27 protein-coding genes are annotated in these 26,379 nt (G+C 39.2%); 15 read left to right on the top strand and 12 right to left on the bottom strand.

Translation table 11 applies throughout. The features are described from left to right. The first annotated feature begins 59 nt into the window (after positions 1–59). From NMG88_RS18290 to NMG88_RS18280, 3 genes are all read left to right on the top strand, one after another. The gene (locus NMG88_RS18290) at positions 60–2,093 is read left to right on the top strand and encodes an FAD-dependent oxidoreductase (protein ID WP_227365841.1); all 2,034 of its coding nucleotides are present in this window, start codon (positions 60–62) and stop codon (positions 2,091–2,093) included. 122 nt (positions 2,094–2,215) lie between these two features. Continuing rightward, a complete protein-coding gene (locus tag NMG88_RS18285) occupies positions 2,216–2,878 on the top strand; it encodes a vWA domain-containing protein (protein ID WP_042153560.1) in 663 nt (220 codons plus the stop codon). 58 nt (positions 2,879–2,936) lie between these two features. Beyond that, the gene (locus NMG88_RS18280) at positions 2,937–3,698 is read left to right on the top strand and encodes a PP2C family serine/threonine-protein phosphatase (protein ID WP_042153562.1); all 762 of its coding nucleotides are present in this window, start codon (positions 2,937–2,939) and stop codon (positions 3,696–3,698) included. Here NMG88_RS18280 and NMG88_RS18275 read toward each other — a convergent pair. Beyond that, positions 3,695–4,456 (bottom strand): Uma2 family endonuclease, encoded by a 762-nt coding sequence (locus NMG88_RS18275; RefSeq protein WP_042153564.1) that lies wholly within the window; start codon positions 4,454–4,456, stop codon positions 3,695–3,697. The genes NMG88_RS18280 and NMG88_RS18275 overlap by 4 nt on opposite strands. 174 nt (positions 4,457–4,630) lie before the next feature. Here NMG88_RS18275 and NMG88_RS18270 point away from each other — a divergent pair, with 174 nt between their 5' ends. Beyond that, positions 4,631–6,127, top strand: coding sequence for a UDP-N-acetylmuramoyl-L-alanyl-D-glutamate--2,6-diaminopimelate ligase (locus NMG88_RS18270; RefSeq protein WP_254035685.1), 1,497 nt, complete (start codon positions 4,631–4,633; stop codon positions 6,125–6,127). A 197-nt stretch (positions 6,128–6,324) separates the two neighbouring features. Here the strand turns inward: NMG88_RS18270 and NMG88_RS18265 are convergent, their stop codons facing one another. Next, positions 6,325–7,134 carry a sulfite exporter TauE/SafE family protein gene (locus tag NMG88_RS18265; protein ID WP_042157315.1) on the bottom strand — a complete coding sequence of 270 codons (810 nt, stop codon included), beginning with the start codon at positions 7,132–7,134 and terminating at the stop codon, positions 6,325–6,327. A gap of 94 nt (positions 7,135–7,228) precedes the next feature. On the opposite strand from NMG88_RS18265, the gene NMG88_RS18260 reads away from it, so the two are divergent. The 4 genes from NMG88_RS18260 to NMG88_RS18245 all read left to right on the top strand — a co-directional run bounded on the left by NMG88_RS18260 (position 7,229) and on the right by NMG88_RS18245 (position 11,247). Next, positions 7,229–7,459 carry a hypothetical protein gene (locus tag NMG88_RS18260; protein ID WP_144390444.1) on the top strand — a complete coding sequence of 77 codons (231 nt, stop codon included), beginning with the start codon at positions 7,229–7,231 and terminating at the stop codon, positions 7,457–7,459. Between the two features lie 357 nt (positions 7,460–7,816). Continuing rightward, on the top strand, positions 7,817–10,441 hold the full coding sequence (gene clpB / locus NMG88_RS18255; protein ID WP_042153569.1) for an ATP-dependent chaperone ClpB: 2,625 nt from the start codon (positions 7,817–7,819) through the stop codon (positions 10,439–10,441). A 108-nt stretch (positions 10,442–10,549) separates the two neighbouring features. Continuing rightward, positions 10,550–10,852: a hypothetical protein gene (locus NMG88_RS18250; RefSeq protein WP_227350432.1), complete on the top strand. Its 303-nt coding sequence runs from the start codon at positions 10,550–10,552 to the stop codon at positions 10,850–10,852. After that, entirely contained in the window at positions 10,849–11,247 is a 399-nt protein-coding gene (locus tag NMG88_RS18245) for a toxin-antitoxin system TumE family protein (RefSeq protein ID WP_227350433.1), read from the top strand. The genes NMG88_RS18250 and NMG88_RS18245 overlap by 4 nt, the downstream gene beginning before the upstream one ends. A gap of 166 nt (positions 11,248–11,413) precedes the next feature. Here NMG88_RS18245 and NMG88_RS18240 read toward each other — a convergent pair whose 3' ends face one another. Both NMG88_RS18240 and NMG88_RS18235 read right to left on the bottom strand, forming a co-directional pair. After that, complete coding sequence (locus NMG88_RS18240; protein ID WP_254033222.1) at positions 11,414–11,818, bottom strand: helix-turn-helix domain-containing protein; 405 nt, start codon at positions 11,816–11,818, stop codon at positions 11,414–11,416. 274 nt (positions 11,819–12,092) lie between these two features. Then, positions 12,093–12,356 carry a type II toxin-antitoxin system HigB family toxin gene (locus NMG88_RS18235; protein WP_235751305.1) on the bottom strand — a complete coding sequence of 88 codons (264 nt, stop codon included), beginning with the start codon at positions 12,354–12,356 and terminating at the stop codon, positions 12,093–12,095. A gap of 379 nt (positions 12,357–12,735) precedes the next feature. Between NMG88_RS18235 and NMG88_RS18230 the strand changes: the two genes are divergently transcribed. Genes NMG88_RS18230 through NMG88_RS18220 form a run of 3 tightly spaced genes read left to right on the top strand, consistent with a single transcriptional unit; the run spans position 12,736 to position 14,549 of the window. Then, positions 12,736–12,939, top strand: a complete 204-nt coding sequence (locus NMG88_RS18230; RefSeq protein ID WP_254035684.1) for a hypothetical protein — start codon at positions 12,736–12,738, stop codon at positions 12,937–12,939. Between the two features lie 18 nt (positions 12,940–12,957). Next, positions 12,958–13,776 (top strand): GIY-YIG nuclease family protein, encoded by an 819-nt coding sequence (locus tag NMG88_RS18225; RefSeq protein ID WP_254035683.1) that lies wholly within the window; start codon positions 12,958–12,960, stop codon positions 13,774–13,776. Continuing rightward, positions 13,767–14,549 (top strand): hypothetical protein, encoded by a 783-nt coding sequence (locus tag NMG88_RS18220; RefSeq protein ID WP_254035682.1) that lies wholly within the window; start codon positions 13,767–13,769, stop codon positions 14,547–14,549. The genes NMG88_RS18225 and NMG88_RS18220 overlap by 10 nt, the downstream gene beginning before the upstream one ends. 170 nt (positions 14,550–14,719) lie before the next feature. On the opposite strand, the gene NMG88_RS18215 is transcribed toward NMG88_RS18220, so the two are convergent. The 4 genes from NMG88_RS18215 to NMG88_RS18200 form a co-directional block, all read right to left on the bottom strand. After that, the gene (locus NMG88_RS18215) at positions 14,720–15,217 is read right to left on the bottom strand and encodes a hypothetical protein (RefSeq protein WP_227350439.1); all 498 of its coding nucleotides are present in this window, start codon (positions 15,215–15,217) and stop codon (positions 14,720–14,722) included. A 16-nt stretch (positions 15,218–15,233) separates the two neighbouring features. Next, positions 15,234–16,172: a CAAD domain-containing protein gene (locus tag NMG88_RS18210; RefSeq protein ID WP_254035681.1), complete on the bottom strand. Its 939-nt coding sequence runs from the start codon at positions 16,170–16,172 to the stop codon at positions 15,234–15,236. A 20-nt stretch (positions 16,173–16,192) separates the two neighbouring features. Beyond that, positions 16,193–17,641, bottom strand: a complete 1,449-nt coding sequence (gene gltX / locus NMG88_RS18205) for a glutamate--tRNA ligase (RefSeq protein WP_027248819.1) — start codon at positions 17,639–17,641, stop codon at positions 16,193–16,195. Between the two features lie 112 nt (positions 17,642–17,753). Then, on the bottom strand, positions 17,754–18,506 hold the full coding sequence (locus tag NMG88_RS18200) for a class I SAM-dependent methyltransferase (protein WP_026796241.1): 753 nt from the start codon (positions 18,504–18,506) through the stop codon (positions 17,754–17,756). 90 nt (positions 18,507–18,596) lie between these two features. Here NMG88_RS18200 and NMG88_RS18195 point away from each other — a divergent pair, with 90 nt between their 5' ends. Further along, the gene (locus NMG88_RS18195; RefSeq protein WP_026796242.1) at positions 18,597–18,923 is read left to right on the top strand and encodes a nucleoside triphosphate pyrophosphohydrolase; all 327 of its coding nucleotides are present in this window, start codon (positions 18,597–18,599) and stop codon (positions 18,921–18,923) included. Between the two features lie 18 nt (positions 18,924–18,941). Beyond that, positions 18,942–19,412 carry a DNA phosphorothioation-associated protein 4 gene (locus NMG88_RS18190; RefSeq protein ID WP_026796243.1) on the top strand — a complete coding sequence of 157 codons (471 nt, stop codon included), beginning with the start codon at positions 18,942–18,944 and terminating at the stop codon, positions 19,410–19,412. 187 nt (positions 19,413–19,599) lie between these two features. Here NMG88_RS18190 and NMG88_RS18185 read toward each other — a convergent pair whose 3' ends face one another. The 4 genes from NMG88_RS18185 to NMG88_RS18170 form a co-directional block, all read right to left on the bottom strand. Further along, entirely contained in the window at positions 19,600–21,657 is a 2,058-nt protein-coding gene (locus NMG88_RS18185) for an elongation factor G (RefSeq protein ID WP_235765681.1), read from the bottom strand. Positions 21,658–21,905: 248 nt separating this feature from the next. Further along, complete coding sequence (gene grxC / locus NMG88_RS18180) at positions 21,906–22,217, bottom strand: glutaredoxin 3 (RefSeq protein WP_042153594.1); 312 nt, start codon at positions 22,215–22,217, stop codon at positions 21,906–21,908. 105 nt (positions 22,218–22,322) lie between these two features. Next, the gene (locus NMG88_RS18175) at positions 22,323–22,490 is read right to left on the bottom strand and encodes a hypothetical protein (protein ID WP_227350441.1); all 168 of its coding nucleotides are present in this window, start codon (positions 22,488–22,490) and stop codon (positions 22,323–22,325) included. A 653-nt stretch (positions 22,491–23,143) separates the two neighbouring features. Then, positions 23,144–23,905: a PspA/IM30 family protein gene (locus NMG88_RS18170; protein ID WP_027255647.1), complete on the bottom strand. Its 762-nt coding sequence runs from the start codon at positions 23,903–23,905 to the stop codon at positions 23,144–23,146. A 124-nt stretch (positions 23,906–24,029) separates the two neighbouring features. Here NMG88_RS18170 and NMG88_RS22535 point away from each other — a divergent pair, with 124 nt between their 5' ends. Both NMG88_RS22535 and NMG88_RS18165 read left to right on the top strand, forming a co-directional pair. Beyond that, positions 24,030–24,155: a hypothetical protein gene (locus NMG88_RS22535; RefSeq protein ID WP_264477046.1), complete on the top strand. Its 126-nt coding sequence runs from the start codon at positions 24,030–24,032 to the stop codon at positions 24,153–24,155. 162 nt (positions 24,156–24,317) lie between these two features. Then, positions 24,318–26,270, top strand: a complete 1,953-nt coding sequence (locus NMG88_RS18165) for an AMP-dependent synthetase/ligase (RefSeq protein ID WP_254035680.1) — start codon at positions 24,318–24,320, stop codon at positions 26,268–26,270. Positions 26,271–26,379 lie beyond the last annotated feature (109 nt).

Raw genomic sequence — 26,379 nt, 5'->3', positions numbered from 1 at the left:
ACCCGGGTTAATTCTATTATGACATATCTATTATAACTGGGAACTTTTTAAGTTATTAAATGTCTATAAAATTCGGAGCAAATAGCAATAAAATGATGTCCAAATTCCTGATGGGTTTAATCGTTAGTATCATCTCTTTAAGTCCCAGTTTATCCCTAGCCCTAACAACACCTCCTAGGATTGATCAAAAAGTAGAATGTGATCTATTAGTGGTTGGGGGCGGACTTGCGGGAAGTGCGGCTGCTTATGAAAGTTTACTAGCAGGAAAAACCGTTTGTTTAACCGAAATTACCGACTGGGTTGGGGGACAAATTTCTGCCCAGGGAACCTCCGCATTAGATGAAAGACCGACACAAAGATCCCTTTTATTTTATCCTAAAGGTTATTTAGAATTACGAGCAGAAATTGAAAAAAAATATGGGATGCTTAACCCCGGAGCTTGTTGGGTTAGTGAAGCCTGTTTTATGCCAGAAGCTGGGCATGAAATTTTATTAAAAATGTTTAAAAAAGCCGAAAAAAAAGGTAAAGGAAAGTTACAGTGGTTTCCCAATACTGTGATTAAAGATATGACAATTGTTGATAATCAAATTACCGAAGCGATCGCAATTCAACATATTTCTGCCCCCGGACAACCGCCCTTAAATACAAAACCTTTATCTGCGATTATTGATGATGCTTATGAGTATGAAAATTCACCACAATTGGATAAAACAATTATTAGATTTATTCCTAGACAAAAAGCTAATCAAGGAGCAGATTGGTATATTATTGAAGCAACAGAAACCGGAGAAATTATTGGCTTAACTAATATTCCCCATCAACTAGGAATTGATTCTCGTTCTCCTCAAGAACCCACCGCATCTAGTATTACAAAAGATCCCTATTGTACTCAAGGATTTACCTATACTTTTGCAATGGAGGCGACTAAAAATCCCCAAATCCATGAAAAACCCCCATTCTATGAACAATATGCTCCCTATTATAGTTATGAATTATCCCGATTAGCCAATTTTAATTTAGTTTATACCTATCGGCGAATTCATAGTATGAATCCCAAAGAAAAACGTTCAGCAAATCCCAGGGAATGGCCGATTTATCCCGGGGATATTGCTATGCAAAATTGGACATGGGGAAATGATTATCGACCCGGAACATCGGCGGATAATTTAATTTTAAGCCCCGCCCAATTATTCGAAACAGGTCAACTAGAACCTGGAGGTTGGAAAGGCGGGTTAAGGACAGAAACCTTGCGAAAAGGGGAAGAAAATGCTCAAGGTTTTTTCTATTGGTTAGTAGCAGGAACTACAGACTCCCAGCTAGGTGAAGGGGTTAAACAAAAATATCCGAATTATCGCTATTTATCGGGTTTAAATTCTCCGATGGGAACCGTTCATGGGTTATCAAAATATCCCTATATCCGAGAAGGGAGAAGAATAATTGGTCGTCCTTCTTATGGTCAAAAAGACGGATTTAGGGTATCAGAAATTGATATTTCTCGAAATAACTTTCGTCAAAATTGGTATCCTGAAAATTTAACTCCAGAAACCTATAGACTGCTATGGTTAGAGTTAGGAGGGTTAAACAGTTTACCCGCTTTTTCAGGACAAAAAACCATTGCAGAAATTAAAGCCCGTTCTCGGTCTACAATTTATCCTGATACCGTAGGAATTGGTCATTATGCGATTGATTTTCACCCCTGTTTAACCCTAAGTCCCCCGGAAACTCCAGGGAATACAGAACGCGAAGGAGAACGTCGCGGACAGGGACAAGCTTACCCCTTTCAAATTCCTTTAAGGGCGATGATTCCGCAAAAAATTGATAATCTATTAGTAGCTGGAAAAAGTATCGCCACCAGTCATATTGCGGCGGCGGCTTATCGGGTTCATTCCTTTGAATGGTCGGTGGGGGCGGCGGCGGGAACTACCGCAGCATTTAGCTTAAAAACCGAGATCTTTCCCTATCAATTAGTCGATGATTTACCCTATCGGGAACCAATATTAGAGGAGTTACAACGGTTATTAGAAAGCAATAATAATCCAATTTTATTCCCAGGAATGTCTATTTTTAATCAGTCTTGGGAAGATTGGCAATAATCAAATTACTTCTAATTTTGGCTTCAGTCTCAAGGAACAGTTATATTTTATCAATTTTTGAGACAATTATTAGGATATAATGGTGCATATTCTATTGATTGTAAGCAGAACAGATCATAATTATGAGATTAGACGAAGCGGTTGAATTTGCAGAAAATCCTGAACCTCGGTGTCCCTGCGTGTTGTTATTGGATACTTCCGCATCAATGCAAGGAGCTCCCATTGACGCCTTAAACGATGGACTAATGGCGTTTAGAAACGATTTAATTCGGGACGAACTCGCTAAAAAACGGGTGGAAGTGGCAATTATTTCCTTTGATAATCAAGTTAAAATTTTACAGGATTTCGTTACTGCTGATCAGTTTGAACCACCTTTATTAACCGCCCAAGGTCAAACTTTTATGGGAACTGCTATTAACCAATCTTTAGATTTAGTAGCGGCGAGAAAGTTAGAATATCGTAATAATGGTATTACCTATTATCGTCCTTGGGTATTTATGATTACCGATGGTGAACCTCAAGGAGAAAATGATCGCGTTACAGAAGAAGCAACTCGACGCATTCAAGAGGAAGAATTTAAAAAACAGGTAGCATTTTTTGCCGTTGGAGTTGAAGGGGCAAATCTGGATAAATTAGCTCAAATTGTCCAGAGAACTCCGTTAAAATTGCGGGGTTTAGACTTTAGAGAAATGTTTATTTGGTTATCTACAAGTATGCAAACCGTTTCCCATTCTAAAGTTGATGAACAGGTAGCTTTACCCCCGCCAGGATGGGGAAGTGTTTAAGCAATTATTCATAAAAAATAGGAGTTTTTTATCCGTAGTTAAATTATATAAAATTACAATGAATTTAATTTGTCATTGGCAAGTTGTTGCAGCATCTGTTACCGGAAAAAGTCACGAAAAACAAAATATTCCCTGTCAGGATGCCCAGGGTTATAAACGGTTATCTAATAATCAATTAATTTTTGCCGTAGCTGATGGGGCGGGTTCGGCAAAATTAGCGGATTTGGGAGCGAATATTGCGGTTAAAATAGCGTTAGAGACTCTGGAAAAACAGATTAATTCTGTTGATATTAATATCGTTTGGGAAGATTATTTAAAATTGGCTTTAAACGAAGCTTTAACTGCTATTCAAAACGAATCTGTTACCCAAGAAATAGAAGTTAGGGAATTAGCAACTACTTTAATTATCGGTATAGCTACACCGGAATTAGTCGCCGTTGCTCAAGTAGGAGATGGAGCTATTGTTGTGGAAGATAAAACCGGAAATATTCTGGAATTAACCATACCCGCAAGTGGAGAATATCTAAATGAAACGGTATTTTTAGTATCTTCTAATGCCATTGAAACTGCACAAATCAACCTCTGGTTAGGACAACCAAAATATTTAGCTGCTTTTTCCGATGGTTTACAAATGTTGGCGTTAAAAATGCCAGAAGGAAAACCCCATCACCCGTTCTTTTCTCCTCTGTTTAAATTTGTAGAAACTATCACAGATGAAACCGATGCTCAAGAACAGTTAATGGGGTTTTTGCGTTCTCCTCGGTTAACACAAAGAACCGATGATGATCTAACATTAATCTTAGCCAGTTTTAACCCTTAATCTAATTCATCTGGGTTAATTCCCATCTGTCGCAAACGTTCTGCTAAACGTTGACTACGTTCGGTTTCTTGCCTTAATAATACTTCCGTTTCTTCAGCCCGTTGATGTTCAGTTTCAGCCCGTTGGCGTTCGGTTTCAGCCCGTTGACGTTCAGTTTCTGCCCGTTTAATTTCCTGTTCTAACTGTTGATTAATTTCCACATAAGACAAGAATTTTGCCCCATCAGGGCGATAGATTTGTAGTTCTGCTTCTGAAACTTCAAAACGAATCCCCAACCGAGGACTAACGAAATTTTCAGAGGTTTCAATTACATCTAATCCCCCATCCCCACGCTGCCAACCTTGGAATTGATAATTTTCAGGATTATAAATATAATATTCCTCCACTCCGTAGCGTTCATAAAACACTAATTTCCGTTCCATTTCCGACTTCGTATTCCCCGGAGAAAGAATTTCAAAAACTACTTGCGGGGCAATTCCTTCTTCCTTCCATTGCATATAGGAACCCCGTTTTCCTTTCGGTCTTCCTAATACAACTAAAACATCCGGTGCATTCACAATATGGGGTTTTCCCTCCACCGGATACCAGAACAAATCCCCGGCTACAAATACATTAGGATCATTAGCAAATAACCATTCTAAATTCTGTTCAATTGCTACAATCCAATTAAATTGTTCTGTATTATTTGCCATGGGTTTTCCATCGGTTTCGGGATAGATAATTTCCGTTGGGTTAAGAGTTGCGGGTTGAGAAACCATAACTTTAATTAAAATAAAGGAAATAGGGATCGCGGATTTAAGAGGATTTCACAGATTTTAATCTGTGTTAATCTGCGTAATCCGTTTAATCCGTGATGCGGATTTCACGGATTTTAATCTGTGTTAATCTGCATTAATCTATCATAATATCTACTAAATAACCTATGATGCAGTATGAAGTTTAAACAGTTACTAGCAAAAGTTGGAATATCAATATCTTCCGAGTCTCACCCGGCTTTAGAAGAAGAAGTTAAGGGGTTAACGACGAACTCCATCGCTTGTCAACCGGGGGATTTATTCTTAGGAATGCCCGGAACTCGGGTCGATGGCGGAGAATTTTGGCCCAGTGCGATCGCCTCCGGTGCGGTAGCCGCGATTATTTCCCCAGCCGCCATCGAAAAAACCCAAAACCGCATTACCGCCGAACATCCCTGTATTATTCCCAGCGATAATCTCACCCAAGTCTGCGCCCAAATTGCGACGGCTTTTTATGACCATCCGGCGGAAAAATTGCGCCTGGTAGGGGTGACAGGAACCAATGGGAAAACCACAACCACCCATTTGATTGAATTTATCCTCAGCAATAGTAACCATCCCACAGCCTTACTGGGAACCCTGTACGCCCGTTGGCCCGGATTCCAAGAAACGGCCACCCATACCACCCCCTTCTCCGTAGAATTACAGGGACAACTGGCCCAGGCGGTAGCCGCCGGATGTGAGTTTGGGGCGATGGAGGTAAGTTCCCATGCGTTAGACCAGGGACGGGTTCTCGGTTGTCCGTTTCAAGTAGCCGTGTTCACCAATTTAACCCAAGACCATTTGGACTATCACCCCACAATGGAGGATTATTTTGCCGCGAAATCCCTATTATTCAGTCCCGAATATCTCAAGGGTCGAGCGATTATTAACGCCGATGACCCTTATGGTCAAAGGTTAATAGCCCAATTGGGGGATAGGGCTTGGAGTTATAGCACCAGTGACTCAACGGCTGACCTGTGGGCCGATCAACTTTCCTATCAACCGACGGGGGTTAAGGGTGTTCTCCATACTCCTCAAGGGGAGGCGGAATTTTATTTACCTTTGGTCGGTCAATATAATTTATCTAACCTGTTAGCTGCTGTCGGGGCGGGGTTAAGTTTAGGATTAGATTTAACTACCATTGTCGAAAAAACTGCTCAGTTTGAGGGAGTTCCGGGGCGGATGGAACGGGTACAAATTAGCCCTGATCAGGATATTAGCGTAATTGTGGATTATGCTCACACCCCCGATAGTTTGGAGAATTTACTAAAGGCGTCCCGTCCATTTATTCCGGGTCGGATGATTTGTGTATTTGGTTGTGGGGGCGATCGCGATCGCACCAAACGGCCGAAAATGGGGAAAATTGGGGCAGAATTAGCTGATATTGCGGTTGTGACTTCAGATAATCCCCGGACGGAAGACCCGGAACAGATTTTAAAAGATGTTTTGGCTGGAATTCCTGACAGTATCAAACCGATTGTAATTACAGATCGAGCTAAAGCAATTCATACTGCTATTCTGGAGGCTAAACCTGGAGATGGGGTATTAATTGCGGGAAAAGGTCACGAAGATTATCAAATTTTGGGAACTGAAAAAATCCATTTTGATGATCGAGAACAAGCCCGGAATGCTTTAGCTATTCGGATCAAGTAACACCATAAAAATCAACCGAGTCACTAGATGGTCATAAAATTTGTTCTTCTCGTTGTTGCGCTTGGGCGCTCTTAAGCAAGGGCTAAAACAGCGAAAACTAAATTTTAATCTAGCAAATAATTATGACCATCTACTCTCTATAAAACTGAGTTTTTGTGGTATTTTTCGAGAGTCCTGAAACACCCCTAAAGAGGTAACTACGAAGATAACCAGGCTTGTTTAAAGATATAAACTGAGATAATAATTAAAAATATTCTAAACATTAAAGTCACGGTTTGATCAGATAATTTTGGTAAAAATCTAGTGCTAATTTGCGCTCCCAATAATCCTCCTAAACCTAAAACAATTCCTGGAATCCATAATACATTTCCTTGAGTTGCGTGTCCAATACAAGCAGAAATAGCGGTAATCATAATCACGCCTAAACTGGTTTGAATAGCAACTTTAATGGTTTCTTTTAATAGTAATATTTGCAAAGGAACCATAATAATTCCGCCACCAACTCCAAATAATCCGGCTAAAATTCCGGCGGAACTTCCGGTTAAAATCCGAGCAAAAACGGGATTAAATGGAATATTATCCTCAGAATTAATGGTAGATTCAGAGATTTGTTGTTCCTCTAGTTGTTTTTTATTTGCTGTTATTTGTTTACGAACTTCTACTAAATAAACATTTAATAATAATAAACAGCCAAATAAAAATAATAATAATTTAGGGGTAAATATTCCCGCCCAAAACACCCCTATTTGTGCCGTTAATACCGAAGGAAATCCAATTCCAATGACTTTATTTAAACTCAGATATCCCATGCGCCAATTTTGAAAACTTCCAGAAATAGCCGTAATTACAATAGATAAACTACTTGTAGCCACCGCTTGAACAGGCGTATATCCTAATGCTAATAATAATGGAACTAAAACCGTCCCACCCCCTATTCCTAAAAATCCTGCTAAAATTCCAGCAATTAATCCTCCACCTGCTAAAATAATTAATTGAAATGTAGTCATTTTGTTTTTTTGTAATAGATAACCATAATTATGACAATTATTCAGAAAATTATACAATTTCTATATACAATTTTCACCCAACCCATTAGAGTCGGTGAAATCACGATTTCGGTATCCCCATTTTTGGTTAAAAATTTCCATGTTAAGACAATCTGATGTAGCTCGAATGTTAGGAGTTTCTCATCAACGGGTCTCTCAATTAAGACTTAGACATCGTATTGAGTTTACCTGGAATCGGAACTTAAAAACCTGGGTCACAACGATCGCCGAAGTTGAATATTCTCTAGCCTGTCGAACCGAGCGTTCTACTATAATTAAAAATTAGGAACTATTCTTAATCTATAGCCGAGAATCGGGAATAATGGGATTGTAATAGCTTTTCAGCCCAAAAAAGTCTAAATTAGCTTAATAAGCTGAGAATATGTCCCAATTTCCCGATATTAATTTCCATTAAACCTTCAGATTTTAAGATTAACTGTTATATTTTTTTCTCTCGGTGAGACTTCCGAACACCTAACACCTAATTTTCGGTGAACCGTACTAAAAAAGTCGTGAAAATAAGATAAACTACTTTAATAGAGTTGGGTATAATAAAAAAGTGTTATAGGAAATCTTTAACTTAGAACCTTCCTAATATTGTTAATTTTCGATCAATTAATTACCATTAAAGTAGAGGATAAATATGCAACCTACCGATCCGAATAAGTTTACAGAAAAAACCTGGGAAGCCCTAGCCCGGACTCCCGATCTGGTCAAACAATCCCAACAGCAACAAATTGAAACTGAACACTTGATGAAAGCGTTGCTGGAACAGGAAGGATTAACTAAAAATATCCTGAGTAAAGCGGGAATATCCGTTGGTCAGTTTCGAGAGAAAACTGATAGCTTTATTAATCGTCAACCTAAAATAACTGGAACAATTGCTAATGTTTATTTAGGTCGAAGTTTAGACACTCTACTGGATAAAGCCGAAGCCTATCGTCAAGAATACAAAGATGAGTTTATTTCGGTTGAACATCTATTTTTAGCTTATCCTAAAGATGATCGCTTTGGCAAGGCTTTATTTCAAGAATTTCACTTAGATGAAACCAAACTCAAATCAATTATTACTCAAATCAGAGGAAACAATAAAGTGACTGATCAAACACCCGAAAACAAATATGAATCCCTAGAAAAATATGGTCGAGATTTAACCGAAGCCGCCCGCCAAGGAAAACTCGATCCGGTCATTGGACGAGATGATGAAATTCGTCGGACTATACAAATTTTAAGCCGCAGAACTAAAAATAATCCGGTATTAATTGGGGAGCCAGGTGTGGGTAAAACTGCGATCGCTGAAGGACTCGCCCAACGAATTATTGCTGGAGATGTGCCTCAATCTTTGCAAGAAAGACGGTTAATTGCCTTAGATATGGGGGCGTTAATTGCCGGGGCAAAATTCCGAGGGGAATTTGAAGAACGCCTAAAAGCGGTATTAAAAGAAGTTACCGATTCTAATGGAGCAATTATTCTATTTATTGATGAAATTCATACCGTTGTGGGGGCGGGTGCAACCCAAGGAGCGATGGATGCCGGGAACCTTTTAAAACCTATGTTAGCCCGGGGAGAATTGCGCTGTATTGGGGCAACAACCCTAGACGAATATCGCAAGTATCTTGAAAAAGATCCCGCCTTAGAACGGCGTTTTCAGCAGGTTTATGTCGATCAACCCACCGTTGAAGATACTATCTCAATTTTACGCGGATTAAAAGAACGTTATGAAGTGCATCATGGGGTGAAAATTTCCGATAGTGCCTTAGTCGCGGCGGCGGTCTTATCAACTCGATATATTAGCGATCGCTTTTTACCCGATAAAGCTATTGATTTAGTCGATGAATCTGCGGCTAAATTAAAGATGGAAATTACATCTAAACCAGAACAATTAGATGAAATTGATCGGCGGATTTTGCAATTAGAAATGGAACGTTTATCTTTAAAAAAAGAAAGCGATGCTGCATCTTTAGAACGTTTAGAACGAATAGAAACGGAATTAGGAACCTTAAAACAAGAACAACAAAGCCTGAGTTCCCAATGGCAATCGGAGAAAAATGTAATTACCGATATTCAATCGATCAAAGAAGAAATTGATCGGGTTAATATTGAAATTCAGCAAGCTGAACGTAACTATGATTTAAACCGAGCGGCGGAATTAAAATATGGGAAAATGGAGGAACTCAAGAAAAAACTTAAAGCCATAGAAGCCCAATTAGAGAATACTCAAATCAGTGGCAAAACCCTATTGCGGGAGGAAGTCACCGAAGCTGATATTGCAGAAATTATCTCGAAATGGACAGGAATTCCGATTAGTAAATTAGTAGAATCGGAAATGCAAAAACTTCTAACTTTAGAGGATGAATTACATCACCGAGTTATCGGTCAAGATGAAGCGGTAACGGCCGTTGCTGATGCCATTCAACGCTCAAGAGCGGGGTTATCTGACCCTAACCGTCCCGTCGCTAGTTTTATCTTTCTAGGCCCCACAGGAGTCGGGAAAACGGAGTTAGCAAAAGCCTTAGCTTCCTATTTATTTGATACCGAAGAAGCGATGGTGCGAATTGATATGTCGGAATACATGGAAAAACACGCGGTTTCCCGTTTAATTGGGGCGCCTCCGGGGTATGTTGGTTATGACGAAGGGGGGCAATTAACCGAAGCAATTCGTCGCCGTCCTTACACAGTTATTCTGTTTGATGAAATCGAAAAAGCCCATCCCGATGTGTTTAATATAATGTTGCAAATCCTCGATGATGGCAGGGTTACGGACGCACAGGGTCATACTGTTGATTTCAAAAATAGCATTATTATTATGACCAGTAATGTGGGATCACAGTATATTTTAGATGTATCGGGTTCCGATTCTCAATATGAAGAAATGCGGAGTCGGGTATTAGAAGCAATGCGGGCAAGTTTCCGACCGGAATTTCTGAACCGAATTGATGAAATGATCATTTTCCATGCCTTACAAAAATCAGAATTGCGACAAATTGTAAGTCTGCAAGTTGAACGTTTATCGAAACGTTTAGTCGAACGGAAAATGACGTTAAAATTATCGGATTCTGCCTTAGATTTCTTAGCAGAAGTCGGTTATGATCCGGTTTATGGCGCTCGGCCGTTAAAACGGGCAATTCAACGGGAATTAGAAACACCTATTGCTAAGGCAATTCTTCGCAGTGAATTTGTGAATGGGGATACAATTTTTGTGGATATCGAAAACGAACGATTAGTTTTTAAACGTTTACCCCTGGAATTGTTAACTGTTCAAGAGTGATAAATAAATAGAAACCGGGTTTCTCAACAACACTTTCGGTTGTCGCCGATAGATAACATGAGAAACCCTGTTTCTGATCTTAACAATAGATCGTCTGTAATAGAGGCAATGATGAATACATTAGAAAAGTTAGAACTCCTGAGTGAAAACTGTAGCGATCGCACGGAATTAGATCGAATTATTGGGCAACTTCTCAGCATTATTTTGACTCGTCATCATCAGAAGTTAGCGATCTATGATCAGGATATTAAAAAGTTTGAGCAAACCTATAAGCTAGATTCTCAGCAGTTTATACAACAATTTGAATCAGGAATATTAGGGGATGAGATGGATTTTTTTGAATGGTTTAGTTTATGTAAATTGCGACAAGATATTTTAGTCAAAATTGGTAAATTAGAAAAAGCATTATGATGAATGCTGAAGATTATTTGGCTTTGATAAAATCCTTAATTGTTCTTTGTCCAGAAGTAATGGATTTTAGTATTCTTAGAGAGGAGGCACAAGTTACTAAAGGACTATGGCGATACCGAATAACTTTAAAAGATCATAGTTTTTTAGAAATGTTTGAGTTTTTTGAAATTCAATCTGGACAAGTAAAAATAATCAAGTATAGTTTCCATTGGCAAAAATATGATGGACAATTGATTAAACGTTGGGATAATGCGGCTCATCATCCTGAGATAGAAACTTATCCTGATCATCTACATGATGCTGCGGAAGACTCTGTATTTCCCTATCAACCAGTGGGGTTTTATGGGATTTTAAAAATAGTTTCTGAGCAAGTAAATTCTTCTTTAGAAGATTGAAAGATATTAGATGTTTAGCACCTTAGAAATTGATATTTTAAATTCAGAATACTTGGATCATAACACCCATTAACTTTGGAAAGAGAAACCGGGTTTCTAAGGAAAACTTTTGGTTGTGGCTGATAGATAACATGAGAAACCCGGTTTCTGAGCCTATTCCGAATTACTATTTTAAATTTGGAAAAAATACAGCCGGAGAAAAATGAAAAAACTCTGATAATTCTTGAATATGACGGGTAGTTAATTGACGTTTTTCATTGAGAATATCAGAGACAATAGATTCTGTCTTAAAGATAGAAACAAGGTCTTTTTGTTTAAGGTTTCGCTCCGCAATTAAAACTTTTAAAAGCTCCACACCATAAATATCAGGAATTAGGTCTTCTTGTTGATTTTCATACTCAGAAACTAATGCACCCAAAACATCTAAATAGTCTTCTTCTTCTGGGGTGAGTTCAGGTTTATCTAGTAATTTATTGATCACAGCTTGAGTCGCTTCAAAATCTTCTTCAGAGGTAATGGGACGAGGCGGAAAATCTTGGAGGAGTTGCATATACTTTTCTGCTGTAACCATAGGTTTAATCTCTATAAAATTTTAAGCAAAAATGATCAACTCAATTGATGATAAATTCTTCAGAAAAAAGGAAAGCTAAATGATTTTAATAACTTTAACGAGCTATATTTTAACCTTTACAGATTAGACTCCTGTTTTTAAAACCAAGTGTCTTTTTTCCAGTTGCCTTTGCTATAAGCTGTTGTGCATTTAAACTGTATATTCCAGCGAGCGAGGACGCTCGCACTGCATAAGATTCAAGATTTCTGCATGACCAATTTAGATGCTGAACAGCTTATTCTGCGTGTGTTAGCATGGCTCTGATATAGACTTTTCCTTTCGGAAATACGATTTTTACAATCAGTCTATAATTGTTCCCACAAATATTGAAAACCGTTAGTTGTCCAACAGCGTCAGCATGGGGAAAGGTTTGACGGACATCCTCTAAGTGCTTCCATTGGCTTTGACTGGCAATTTTATACCAACTTTTTAATCCGCTTTCTGCATTCAGATGCTTCTCCCAGAATTGTTTCAACAGAGTTTTGCTGATAACGTGCATAGGCAACTTGGTTCACAGATTAGGTTTACAGCCATCATCTGTTTTCCTTTGTTTAAGTGTGGTTTTACCCACTTTGTTAATATTAGCATATTGCGAAGTTTTTAGTCAATCCTCCCAATCAAATTATCAGGAGACAATTTTCTAATATAGTAGAAAAACAGCAGAGATCATTAATTGGAATACTTGGATCATCACAGTAATTAACTTGGGAAATAGAAACGGGGTTTCTTAACAAAACTTTCGATTGTCGCCGATAGATAACATGAGAAACCCGGTTTCTGAGCCTATTCCAAATTGCTATTTTAAATACAGAAGATTAAATTAAATAAATAGGGGTATAATTAGCTATATTCCTAATTGCTGAATTTACTGTAAGTGTATGAGTAATTTGCAGGAGATTGAAAGTGCTGTCAGTCAATTAACGAAAGAGGAACTAGCCGCTTTCCGTGTTTGGTTTGCAAAGTTCGATGCAGAAATCTGGGATCGGCAATTTGAAGAAGATGTTGCAGCAGGTCGGCTCGATGGGCTGGCTAAACAAGCACTTCAATATCTACGGGAAGGGCGATCGCATAACTATAATTAGAAAATTAGGACAAAAAAAATGAATGCAGATACCTACATACTACAGTTGCCTCATGTATTGTTAAAGTCTAAAGAACTTTTGCCAGAAGATTCAGGAATTTATTATGTTATTGATGAAAATGAACTAATTTGGTACATAGGAAAAGCTACAAATATTAAGACAAGATGGTCTGGAAAAACCCATCACAGAAACCTACAGTTAGGATCACAAAAAAGAAAAGTATTTCATATTTATTTTGAAATCATATCCCCTGACCAGCTAACCAAAGTTGAAAAAGCCAGAATTGAGGAATATAAACCTCAGCTTAACGGGAGTAAGGTTCAAACTAAAACAATTCGTCCTGCTGAAACATTACTGCGTGAAACACTCAATGCCCTTTCAGAATATATTATCATAATCGGAATTGAACCTCCACGAAAAGACGATCCGGTTTATATCGAAAAGTGTAATAAATTCGGAAACAATTGGCAAATACTAAAAAAAGTCTTGCCTTTACCAATTATACATTTGTGTATTGATTTAACTAATATTTATCAAAATTCAGAAAATTACCGAGCAGTAAATCTTGCTATTGACAAAGCTTTTTCAAGTCGAAAGGCATATTCTCATCAATGGGAATCTAGAAAAACTGAGTCTACATCAATAAGACTTCTTGTAAATGGCTATGCTGTTGAAGTTTATGATATTAGCAAAGAAGCTATTACATTAATTACAGGCTACGAATTTACTACATTAGCTGGAGTTCCTGTCAGAGTTATCAATTCGGAGTCTTTACAAGCCATTAAAAAATATTGTGGTCAATCTACCTATAGTATTTTCAATCGAACTTGCTATTAAAAAGGCTTTTTCCAAATGAATCAATTAATTCTCGAAGTATTGACGACAATATAAAACAATTTGAAGAAGAATATAAATCAAAAAAGCGAGGATTTGATAGCCGTTCTAATCAAACTAAATATGATATTTCTGATATTTTGATCAAAAGAGGAATTGATTTAAAGTGTTATAGTACCCATCCCTATATTAAAGATTATTCTGACAAAAGAATTTATCTCTATATTAAATCTTTTTCAATTAATCTTTACGAACCAACAGGACAAAAAAATTATATTTCTGAAAATGGAGAAAAAGTCACAACATCAATTGTCCACTCTATACAAGGCTCGAAAGGTTCATTTCGTCAGGGATCTGATCTTAATTTATTCCCTTATCAAAATGTATATATGCTGACATCAGTAGAGCGAGAAGCGTGGTTACTATTTGAACCATATTTATCTGACTTTGCTAAAGTTACTCTATCAGAAGATGATGGCTATATCTCAAGAGTATATGTTTCAGCAAAAAAGTGTATCAAACCTGCCCAAGTCAAAATATCATTGGGTAATCAACGTACTTTTACAATTCCATTCGGGCCGTCGGAAACTATTGTAAAATACGATCAAGTTAGAAAGACTATAATTGAATCTCTAAAAAACAGTGGGCTACCCGATCTAAAAATTTCGTTTACCTTAGAGTCGGTCAGTCAATGTCCATTAAATAATAATATTTCCTCACGACCTTCAATTTCAGATAGGTCTGATCTAGTATCTGATCTGGTATTAAAATTTTAGCCTATTTGTAGGCTGCGGACATCAACGCCCAGGCGCCCTTTCCTATTGATCAATTGATTCTCATGAATTCAAGAAATAATTGTCGTCTGATTTTCCGAGGGTTTGGGTTGCTTCTAATATTGCTCGAACTCCTTCTAAAGAACTGGCATTTAACCCCTTTCCTTTTCTAACTATTTTTTATCCGTAATTGAAATCACATAGGGGTGATAAGCATTAGTTTTATAAGACCCCACCCAAATTTCATATTTTCCCGATAACCATTGACCCTCAATATTAGGATTCATGTCCTTACCATCATCATTACACCAACTTCCCCCCGGCCCTCGAATCACTAAAACTGTATCTTCGCTACTTTGGACTTGAAGTTGTAAATAATCAAAAAAAGTGGTTAAAATTACCGTATGATCGGGTTTTTGATCCACATAACCTTGACAAGTTCCGGTTTCGGTTTGTTCTCGTCCGGTGATATCCTTGGCTAAAGTTAGCCCTCCACTTAATCCGCGAATCAGCAGGGGGTTAGGGCTGAATTGAGGACTGAGGGTAATATTTTCAAACATGGGGGTCGATGCGCCGTTAAACGGTTGAGCTTCAACTGAACGAGACAGTAATAACCCAACCGTCACCATCACAACGCCCAATGCTAAGTTTTTGAGAGTGGCATTAGTCATTGTTAGAACTATTTTATTATGATTTTTTACCCAGGATTTCTTCTTTGAGGGTATTAAAATCTGCACTGATTTCTTTACGATTATCTGCTTTGAGGAGATAACGATAAATAAACCAAGCTGAATATCCTAAACCAACGGTTTCAAAAGTGGGTTTAATTAGAGGAATTTCATTAATAATTTCTACTAATCCCACTAAAATCTTGAAGGTGATCAAGAAGGCAACAATTAAACCGACCGTGGTTAAAGGACGTTTGTAATCTTTAAAGAAACTTCCTAAATTTTCGGGAAGTTCGGATAAAAATGCGATAATTTCTTCTTTCATAGGTTGTACAGATTGGTTAACAGAATCATAGGAGAAAGTTGTGGGAGAATCAATCACCACTTCAACTTTACTAGCACTGGTCGGTTCAGCATTGAATAAAATTTCCGTTGCTAAAGTATTAACCCATTTCGGTTGATCTTCAACTAAAGGTTCCGGTGTGGGTTCTTCGACGACAACGGCAGGTTTTTCCTCTACAAGAGGAGGTTCTTCTGCTATAGTTTGTTCCACAATCGGTTCCGGCGTGGGTTCTTCCTCAACTACGGGAGTTTCCACAATTGCCACAGGTTCGGGTTCGGGCGTTTCCTCAACTACGGGAGTTTCCACAATTGCCACAGGTTCGGGTTCGGGCGTTTCCTCAACTACGGGAGTTTCCACAATTGCCACAGGTTCGGGTTCCGGCGTTTTCACAACAGGTTCTTCCAGGATAATAGGTTCTTCTATGGGCAATTTCTCAGCTACTGGTTCTTCTACAACCAAAGGCGGTTCTGAAGATAGGGATGGGGAAGTATCAACTCCCGTTTTTTCCTCAGATTCTGATGTAGGAATTGGATCAACTGTAGACTTAGGTTTTTTAGATTGGGAAGAATTGCCTTTTGCATCGGATGATTTGCGAGATCTGGGAGAATTTGACATAATATCTGCCTCGTTAAATATTAATCCGGTAAAACAGTTTGAAAACGAATTAAATCAATCCCTTTTTGATGGAACAATAACCAAGATTCAATTAAATCAGGGCCGTGCATGGTTCCCATCAAAGCTGCTCTGAGCGATCGCATTACTAACCCTTTTTTGACGTTGGTTTCTTTCATCGCACTATTAATTATTGCTTTAGCAGCATCCGATGTTAAGGGTTGATCTCGTTGTTGGGTTATTTTATCCTGAATTGCCTGCACAATTGCGACCGCATTTTCCTGTTGCAATTGAGTGGTTGCTTCTTCGTCTAACTCAACGCTTTCGGTGAAAAATAATCGGCTCATTTCCACCGCATCTTTAAGAGTTGTTAAACTAGGGCCAATTAAAGCCGTAAGCTGTTCTAACCAAGCTCGATCCGTATTTGTATCAAATTGATAACCAGCTTCTTGCCAATAGGGAATTAATAACTGAGTTAATTCCGGTATCGGCATTTTATGAAGATATTGGCTATTAATCCAATTTAATTTATCCCAGTCAAATTTTGCCCCGGCTTTATTAACCCGGTCAAAACTAAAGTGTTTGGCTGCGGTTTCTAAGGTAAATAATTCTTCAGTAGCATCGGGAGGAGTCCAACCCAATAACGTCATATAATTGGTTAAGGCTTCTGGAATATATCCCATATTTCTAAAATCAGAAATCGAGGTCACACCATCCCGTTTGGATAATTTACGACCCTCAGCATTCAGAATTAAAGGAGTATGACCGAATTGGGGAATATTGGCATTTAATGCTTCATATAAAAGAATTTGTTTAGGCGTATTAGAAATATGATCTTCCCCTCGAATCACCTGGGTAATTTTCATATCAATATCATCAACAACCACCACAAAATTATACAGAGGTTGCCCAATTTCACCCCCACTAGAAGCCCGCGCAATCACCATATCGCCGCCCAAATCACCGCCCTTCCAAGTGACTTTTCCCCGGACTAAATCAGTCCAACTAATTTCTCGATTATCGTCTATTCTGAAGCGAATCACCGCTTGACGACCTTCGGCTTCAAAGGCGGCTTGCTGTTCGGGGGTAAGGTGACGATGGCGGTTATCATAGCGAGGGGCTTCATTTCTAGCCTTCTGCCCTTCTCGCATGGCATCTAGTTCTTCTGGGGTACAATAGCAACGATAGACTAAACCCTTCTCCATCAGCGTTTGAATGGCTTGACGATACAGGTCTAAACGCTCAGATTGATAAAATGGCCCTTCATCCCAGGTTAGACCTAACCAAGTTAACCCCGTGAGGATATTTTCCGTATATTCAGGGCGAGAGCGTTCTAAGTCGGTATCTTCAACCCGCAGGAGAAAAGTCCCCCCTTGATTGCGGGCAAATAACCAGTTAAATACAGCAGTTCTGGCAGTTCCTATATGTAAACTTCCGGTAGGACTTGGGGCAAGACGAACTCTAACAGTCATAACTTATATCAATTTTTAATTTAACATAGATCGTGAAAACGCACAGATATCGTCATCTTACCATTATTAAGTTCCCTCTCGGCAGGAATTTTTCTCTAAAGCAGGTTAATAGTCAAGGTTTTTCAAAGACTAAAAAATGTTGTTGGGGTAAAAAATCTTGAGTTTCTTTCCAGTTTAAACCCACGGCAGCCATTTCTTTTTTGACTTGTTTTTCTGACATTTTATGCAGTCCTTTAATTAAGATTAAAGGATTTTCTTGACGATATTCTAATAATACCACCCGTCCCCCTGGTTTTAAGGCTTTGACAATTCCTTGCATCATTTCTTGAGGATATTGAAATTCATGATAAGCATCAACCATTAGGGCTAAATCAAGGATTGATTCGGGTAAATTCGGGTGATCTACGGTTCCCAAAATTGGTTCAATATTTTCAATATTTTCTTGGGTTTTAACAAAATTTATTAGTGCCAACATTTCCGGTTGTACATCCACGGCTAAGACTTTTCCCTGGGGAACTAAAGGACTAATTCTAAAGGTAAAATATCCCGTTCCCGCCCCAATATCAGCGACAATATCGCTGGGTTTTAAATTTAAGGCTGCGATCGCTTGTTGGGGTTGTTCGGAGGTTTCTCGACGGGGACGTTCCAACCATCCGGCTCCCTCATGACCCATCACCTGAGCAATTTCTCTCCCAAGATAAAATTTTCCTATGCCGTCGGGACTGTGAAGGGTGCGGTATTCATAGACAGAATCAACCCTAGGTGGAGTTAAGGCGATACTGGGGTCGGGGTTGATACATCCGAGCAGAATCACGGCAATACTATAAAAAATGGGGAATAAATACCGACATAAAGATTTGATCATTGTTTACCGAAAAATTACAACTCTTGTTAAACTGGAAAAAACAGTACAAAATAAAAATCGGGTGCAATTATTTCATAGGAGAACTAGACCTTGCATCAAGAATATAACAAATTAGTGCGCGATCGCATCCCAGAACTGATTCAAAAATCAGGATCTCAGTATGATATTACAACGTTATCAGAAATCGAATATCGTCAAGCCTTAAAGGATAAACTGCTAGAAGAAGCCCAAGAAGTAGCTCAATCTTCACCTAATGAATTAGTACAAGAATTAGCGGATTTATTGGAAGTGATAGCAGCATTAATGGAAGCCCATGGAATTGAAGATGAACATATTTTGTTAGAACGGGATCATAAACGAGCCGAAAAGGGAGGATTTGAACATAAAATTAAATTACTCTGGACTGAATCTACTTAATTTTTACGCAGATTAATTATGGCTATTACAAGAATTAAGATTGCTAAAGATAAAGCAGAATTGGTGCGATCGCTCACAGAAATAGAAAGTAAAACCGGGCCATTTCAAACCTATGCTGATGTCATTGCTTTTGCGGCATTATTAGGAAAACGGCGCAAAAAACGGATTCCGATTGATGGGCTTTCTAAACGTGATCCTGGGCCGATTTCTATGGAAGTTTTTATTTCTCGGGGATATGATGCAATTATTAAATTAGTAGCGATTGCTGAAACCCAAAATATCAAACTTCTATCTCCGTTTCAACTAGAAGCGGAAGAAGAAAGAGCCTTAATTTTTGAAGAATATGCCAATGGGGGCTTAGAAATATTACGAGATGAATGTCGCGGGACGGTTGATTATTCAGATCAATTACTATTGATCTTAATGGCCGAACACGATCGCCCATCCCAAATAGAAGGCGAATTTGATTTAAGTCGTTTTCTGGGTTAAATTTTCCTGGGAATCCTAATATTGTATCCCAAAATAACCAGAGTTGCTTTTGGGGTACAACATTCCCATAATATCAAATACCAGTGAAAGAGAAGAAATAGAAATCTAGCGGTATTGGGAAAGTCTAAAAATATTAATTCAGGGGAAAATACCAATTTCTTGTAATTCCCCCGTTGACTATTACAACCTACGATTTCCCATTGCCATTAGCCGCCGCCAAAATCCGTTCCGTTAACTTTTCAGGAACTTCCTGTAAACGATCAAATTGCCAATTAAAATAACCTACTCCTAAAGTTAATGAACGCAATTCTACAATTAAATCCTGCATTTCCGCCTGGGGAATATAGGCAGAAATCTTATCCCATCCCTTCCAGTCCGACATCGGTTCAAAGCCTAAAATTTGCCCCCGTCGTCCAGTAATTAACTGAAACATTTGGGAAGTAAAATCACTCGGTGCACAAATTTCAACCGAAGTAATAGGTTCCAATAAAATTGGCTCACATTTCTCCATTCCCGACTGCATTGCTAACCGGGCAGCCTGTTTAAAAGCCTGTTCCGAACTATCAACTGCATGATAGGAACCATTAGTTAATGTCACCGCTATATCTACTACTGGAAACCCTAATGGCCCCTGGTTTAAATAGTCTCGAACTCCCGTTTCCACCCCCGGAATATATTGACGGGGAACCGAACCCCCAACAATAGTTTCCCCAAAATTAAACCCTTCCCCGCGAGGCTGAGGTTTAATATCTAAATACACATCCCCAAACTGTCCATGACCACCACTTTGATGTTTATAACGGCCGTGGGAATTAGTAGTTTTGCGAATCGTTTCTTTATAGGGAATACTCGGTAAATTAGTTACCATCGGTAAATTATATTTACGCCGTAACCGATCTAAACTTACTTGCAAATGAATTTGACCTTGACCCCATAAAATAATCTCGTGGGTATCACTATTTTGTTCCCAATTTAACGCCGGATCTTCATCTAACATTTTAGATAAAGCCGTACTAATTTTAACCTCATCTTTACGGTTTTCTGGAGTAATAGCCCAGCCATAAACCGCAGGAAGTAAAGCCGCTTTTGGTAAGGGATTTTTTAATTGATTTCCTTGAGTGGTTAAAGTATCTCCAGTTTGAATTCCTTCCATCCGTCCCAAAGCCACAATTTCCCCAGTTTTTGCTGTTTGTACGTTTTGGGTTTGTTGTCCGGTCATCCGATACATTCCCCCAGGTCGTACCCCATTTAATGTCATACCTTCGGTCAGTTCCCCCTGCCAAACCCGCACCAGGGAGAGCTTACCGCCTTGGGGGCTATAATAGGTTTTCAACACCTGGGCAATGGGCAACCCTTCCGAGGATTTTAGCCTCCGACGTTCTGCGGTAATATTCGGTTCTGGAGCTTCCCGAACTAAGGCATCCAACAGCACCCGCACCCCGTGATCTTGTTCAGCAACTCCTATTAATACCGGGACAATTAAATCCGCCCCCAATTCCATTTTTAAATCCTTAACAATTTCATCTTGAGGCGGTTCAATTTCTTCTAATAGTTCTTCTAATAAATGATCGTCAAAATTAGCTAACTCCTCTAACATTGCTTGACGGGCGATGTGTTCAGCCTCTTTTAAGGATTCTGGAAAGGGGACTGGATCAGACGGAGCACCGGAATGATAATGATAGGCTTGTTCGGTAATTAAATCAATAAAGCCGACCAATTGTTCCCCGTTACCAATGGGATATTGTTGGGGAATTACTGGACGGGTGGAAACTGATTTTAAGGCATTTAAGATTTCAGTAAAACTGTTAACGCAACGTTCTTCATCGGTACAAACCCGATCCATTTTATTAATAAAAACCAGATGGGGAATTTCCCAATCATCTAAGAATTTGAACAGAGGAGATAGGGTTAAAATCCGGCCGGGATCAGCTTCACAAACCACAATAGCTAATCCAGTACCGATTAAACCATTATAGGTTTCTTGGGCAAATTCTACAGAACCCGGACAGTCTAAAAAGGTAAAACGAATGCCACCATATTCGGTACTAGCGGCATTAACTTCTACACTCATATTTCGTTCTTTCGCTTCTGGAGAACTATCTCCAACCCGGTTAGTATCTTTTGCCGTTCCCTTGCGAGATGTGGCGGCCGTGACGGATAAAATACTCTCTAAAAGTGTGGTTTTTCCGCTTAAATAGGGGCCGACAATGGCAACATTACGGAAGTTTGTGACAGTTTCTGACATATTTTTTCTCCACGAATATAAATTATAAATTCTGGTTTCTCAATTCGCCTACTCTAATAATTTAAAGAGTTTTTACCACAATTTAACATCTGGTTAATCAAAAAAAACATTATGAATTTATTACAACTTTTGTAAATAAATATTAAGTTAATTGGGGTAAGGATTTAAAGAAGCCCGTTGTTGGGCTTTAGCCCTAATAAAGATTGGGCTTTAGCCCAACAACGGCCAAACAACGGCCAAACAAACTATTAAGCAGGTTCAGCTAATCGGGGTTCTAGTTTTCCTTCTCCATCTAATTGATAGAGATCATCACAACCCCCAATATGTTGATTATTAATAAAAATTTGGGGAACTGTGCGTCGTCCATTTGCCCTTTCTGCCATTTGATTTCGGGCGACATCATCCCCATCTATTTTATATTCTGTAAAATCAACCCCTTTCCACCACAATAACAGTTTAGCTCGAATACAAAAGGGGCAGGTTTGCCAAGTATAAATTTCTACGTTAGCTTGATTTCGTTCAGGATGGCGACCTAACAAATTATTAAGAGCATCTAACATGATAAAATTCCTAGAGATCAACAATAGTTTATTTTAACTTAAACCTATTTCTATTTTTCGGGTAGCGATCGCTTAAACCCTAATTAAAAATTATAATTACCCTAATTAAAAATTATAATTAAACCGTTTCAATTGAGCTTTAATTTTATTAATGAGCTTAAATTCTTTGAAAATTAATCCATAGTAATGCAAAGAAAATAAAATATTAATTACAAAGAAACCCAGGGTTAAAATAAATCTAAATACCGTAGAAAAATTGAATTCAGAAGTCATTGTAAAAACGGAAAAGATAATTGAGCAAAGCCCAAAACCCGCCGCAAAAGAACTAAGAATCAGTAAACGTACCTTAGCCATCATAAGTGAAACTTTATTAATAAGAATAAAATCCAGTCATATATAGCAATCCTATTTGAGTTGTGTTCAAAAGTCCTGGGCAAAAGGGAACCCTGGATCTGGGAACAGCCCCCCCAAACCCCCCGTGCACGGGGGGCTAGGGAGGGAGGGAACGCCGGATCTGGGATAATACTTCTGGCTGTTTCATGTCAGTATTAAAATGTTACAACCTATTTAGGATTACTATAGTTGATCCGTCACTAAGTATAAGTACCAGATAAAACTGATTATCACTATACAACTAAATTTCAAAGGATGACTGAAGGAATCGGAGTTTTTTCAAAATAGCAGTATTTCCCATTCCCCATTCCCTATTACCTATTACCTATTACCTATTACCCATTCCCCATTCCCCATTACCCATTCCCCATTACCTATTACCCATTCCCTATTACCCATTACCTATTACCCATTCCCCTATTTCCAGACAAGGGCTTTCCATCAACCTCTGGGAGTCAATGGTGACTGTAACACTCCGTTACCTTTGACCCCTGACAAAAAGCCCAAACCCTATAATATCTGGCAATTCCAGCTTATATTTTCTCCAACTCCTTTTTCAGCTTGTCTAACTCATCATCCACGGGAGCATTACTGGCTGCCGTTGTTTGCCCGGGGGGTAGGGACTGGGGAGCGGGGCTACCGGAAATCTCAGCTTTCAGGGCGGCTAATTCGTCATCCACATCACTTCCGGCTTCCAAAACTGCAAATTTGCTTTCAAAATCTGAACCCGCCAGTTGTCCAGCCGCTTCGGAACGTGATTCTAACTGCAACACTTTTTCCTCCATGCGTTCAAAAGCTGCGGTCGCTCCACTGGGATTAATACCCCCCAATAAACCTTGTAACTGTTCGTTGGCTTTAGCTGCTTGCGCCCGGGCTTTGAGCATATTCTTCTTGGTTTTAGCTTCGGAGATTTTGCTCTCCAACTGAATTAAATTGCGTTTGAGAGCATCCACCTGACCCAAGGTTTGATCCAAAGTCAATTTCATTGTATTAGCCGTTTCCGTGTAGCCTTTTTTGCGCTGTAAGGCTTCTCTGGCTAACCCTTCTTCCCCTTTGTGCAGGGCTAACTTAGCGCGAGACTCCCATTGGTTGGCTTCGGACTGAGCTCGATTATACTGTTGTTCACTGCGTTTTTGATTGGCGATCGCTTGAGCAACGGCCTGACGCAACTGCACCAGATCCTCCTGCATATCAATGATCGCCTGTTCCAGAATCTTCTCTGGATCTTCGGCTTTGTTAACCAGATCATTCAAATTGGCTCTGACAAGACGGCTAATGCGATCAAATAATCCCATGACGCTGTTCTTCCTTTGACGGTGTACGGTTTTTGATTACCTCTATCTACAGTTTAACCAAATCGGAGCAAGAAGTCCCACCTCCTACTCGATAGGGAGTTGATTATAATTCAGATATATAGCCATGAGGGAACAGTCAAAAGCAATTCAACAGATGATCGAGGCGATTAAAAATATTACTCAGAAAATTAATTTAATTCGGAGTTCAAATGTTGAAGCCTCCATTGACTTAGCGATTCCTCATCCTTGAGATTGATGCCCATTCAACCCATGACAACCCTGCGATATCAATACTAATTATTCTCTGGAAGAATGGATAGCCAAAGCTGATAAACTGATGTATGAACATAAACATACTAAATACATCAGCAACTTGCATTGATTGGTTAACCCCTTTTCCCCCGAGGTTTTTATGATCCACTCAACTCACTGGCGTTCCCTCTATTCTTCTGTACAATCTGTTCCTGAAATCTGGCCAATTTTGGATCAAAATGTTGGTCAAATTATTGCTTTAGATGACCCCCACGGGAAACCGGAATTCCGTCTGAGCTATTCCCAACTATGGGAAAAAATTCAAGAATTTGCCACGGGGTTACAAAACTTAGGCATAGAATCCACCACCAATAGTCTACCACCACGGATTGCTCTGTTTTCCGATGATAGCCCCCGTTGGATCATTGCGGATCAAGGGATCTTAACCGCCGGAGCCGCCGATGTGGTACGCGGGGCGACGGCTGACCCCTTAGAATTAGCTTATATTCTTAAAGATAGTGGGAGTACCGCCCTAGTTGTCGAAAACTTTTCCCTATTAAAAAAATTGCGATCGCAAATTGAAGATTTACCGATTCAATTTGTAATTTTATTATCGGATGAAACACCAAATTCCAGAGATTTACCGACTATTCCGGTATTGAATTTTAATCAATTAATTGAAACTGGAAAAAAAACAAGTCTCAAACCTTCTAAATCTCACCAAAACACCTTAGCTACCCTGCTCTATACTTCGGGAACAACCGGACAACCGAAAGGAGTAATGTTAACCCATAAAAACCTATTACATCAAATTAATGCCATTCCCGATGTGATTCAACCCGAACCCGGAGAAATATTTCTGAGTATTCTTCCCACTTGGCATACCTTCGGACGCACCGGACAATATTTTTGTTTATCCCAAGGGTGTACGGTTGTTTATACCAATATTCGCTATTTTAAACAGGATTTAAAGCAATTTAAACCCCATTATATGATTAGTGTGCCTCGAATTTGGGAAGCTATTCATGAAAGCGCCCAAAAACAATTTCGAGAACAGTCAGAACAGAAACAAAAAATTGTTGATCTCTGCTTTTCCTTGAGTGAAAAATACATTTTTGCCCGTCGCATTGCCCAGGGATTAACTTTAGATTTAAAGCCCGCTTCTGGTTCCGAAAAACTTCTGGCTCAGTTAAAAACTTGGGTATACATTCCCTTTCAAATTATCGGCGATCGCTTAGTCTATCAAAAAGTGCGAGAAGCCACCGGAGGACAACTCAAATTTGCCATTAGTGGGGGTGGTTCCTTAGCTATGTATCTGGAAAATTTCTATGAAATCGTCGGAATTAACTTATTAGTCGGATATGGCTTAACTGAAACCGCCCCGGTATTAAGTGCCCGTCGAGAATGGCATAATTTACGCGGATCATCGGGAAAACCCATCCCAGAAACCGAAATCTGCATCGTTGACCCCGAAACCCGCCAAATTCTGCCCTCTGGTCAAACCGGGTTAATTTTAGCCAGGGGGCCCCAGGTGATGACCGGGTATTTTGAAAATCCCCAAGCAACGGCCAAAGCTATTGATCCAGAGGGTTGGTTTGATACCGGAGATTTAGGTTGGTTATCCCCGCAAAATGACTTGGTATTAACTGGTCGTGCTAAAGATACTATTGTTTTAACCAATGGCGAAAATATCGAACCCCAAGCCATAGAAGATGCCTGTTTACGCAGTCCCTATATTGATCAAATCATGTTAGTCGGTCAGGATCAAAAAAATTTAGGAGCATTAATTGTTCCGAATTTAGATACTTTAAAACAGTGGGCAATTCGACAAAATCTGACCCTGAAACTACCTGAAGAAACCGTCACCCAAACTCAGGAAATCACCCTAGAGAGTCCCATCATTCAAAACCTATTCAGGGAAGAACTCAACCGAGAAGTTAAAAACCGTCCGAGTTATCGAATTGATGATCGAATTGGCCAATTTCAGTTATTGGCAGAACCCTTTTCCATAGAAAACGGAATGTTAACCCAAACATTGAAGGTCAAACGCCCCGTTGTAATGGAACATTACCGCGATATGATTAACAAAATGTATGAAACCGTCACCCGCTAAGGATTGAGTGTCTCTGCCTCCTATGCCAAGTTGAATCGAAATAGGTAACTCACGGTGATTACCTTCCTAAACCTCTTTGTGATTGTGTAAGGGTGACGTTTGTGTTACC

The organism is Planktothrix agardhii (genome assembly GCF_904830935.1).
In the GTDB taxonomy this organism is placed as follows: domain Bacteria; phylum Cyanobacteriota; class Cyanobacteriia; order Cyanobacteriales; family Microcoleaceae; genus Planktothrix; species Planktothrix agardhii.
The sequence above is the reverse complement of the archived record's forward strand: the minus strand, read 5'-3'. Positions and strand labels throughout refer to the sequence as shown.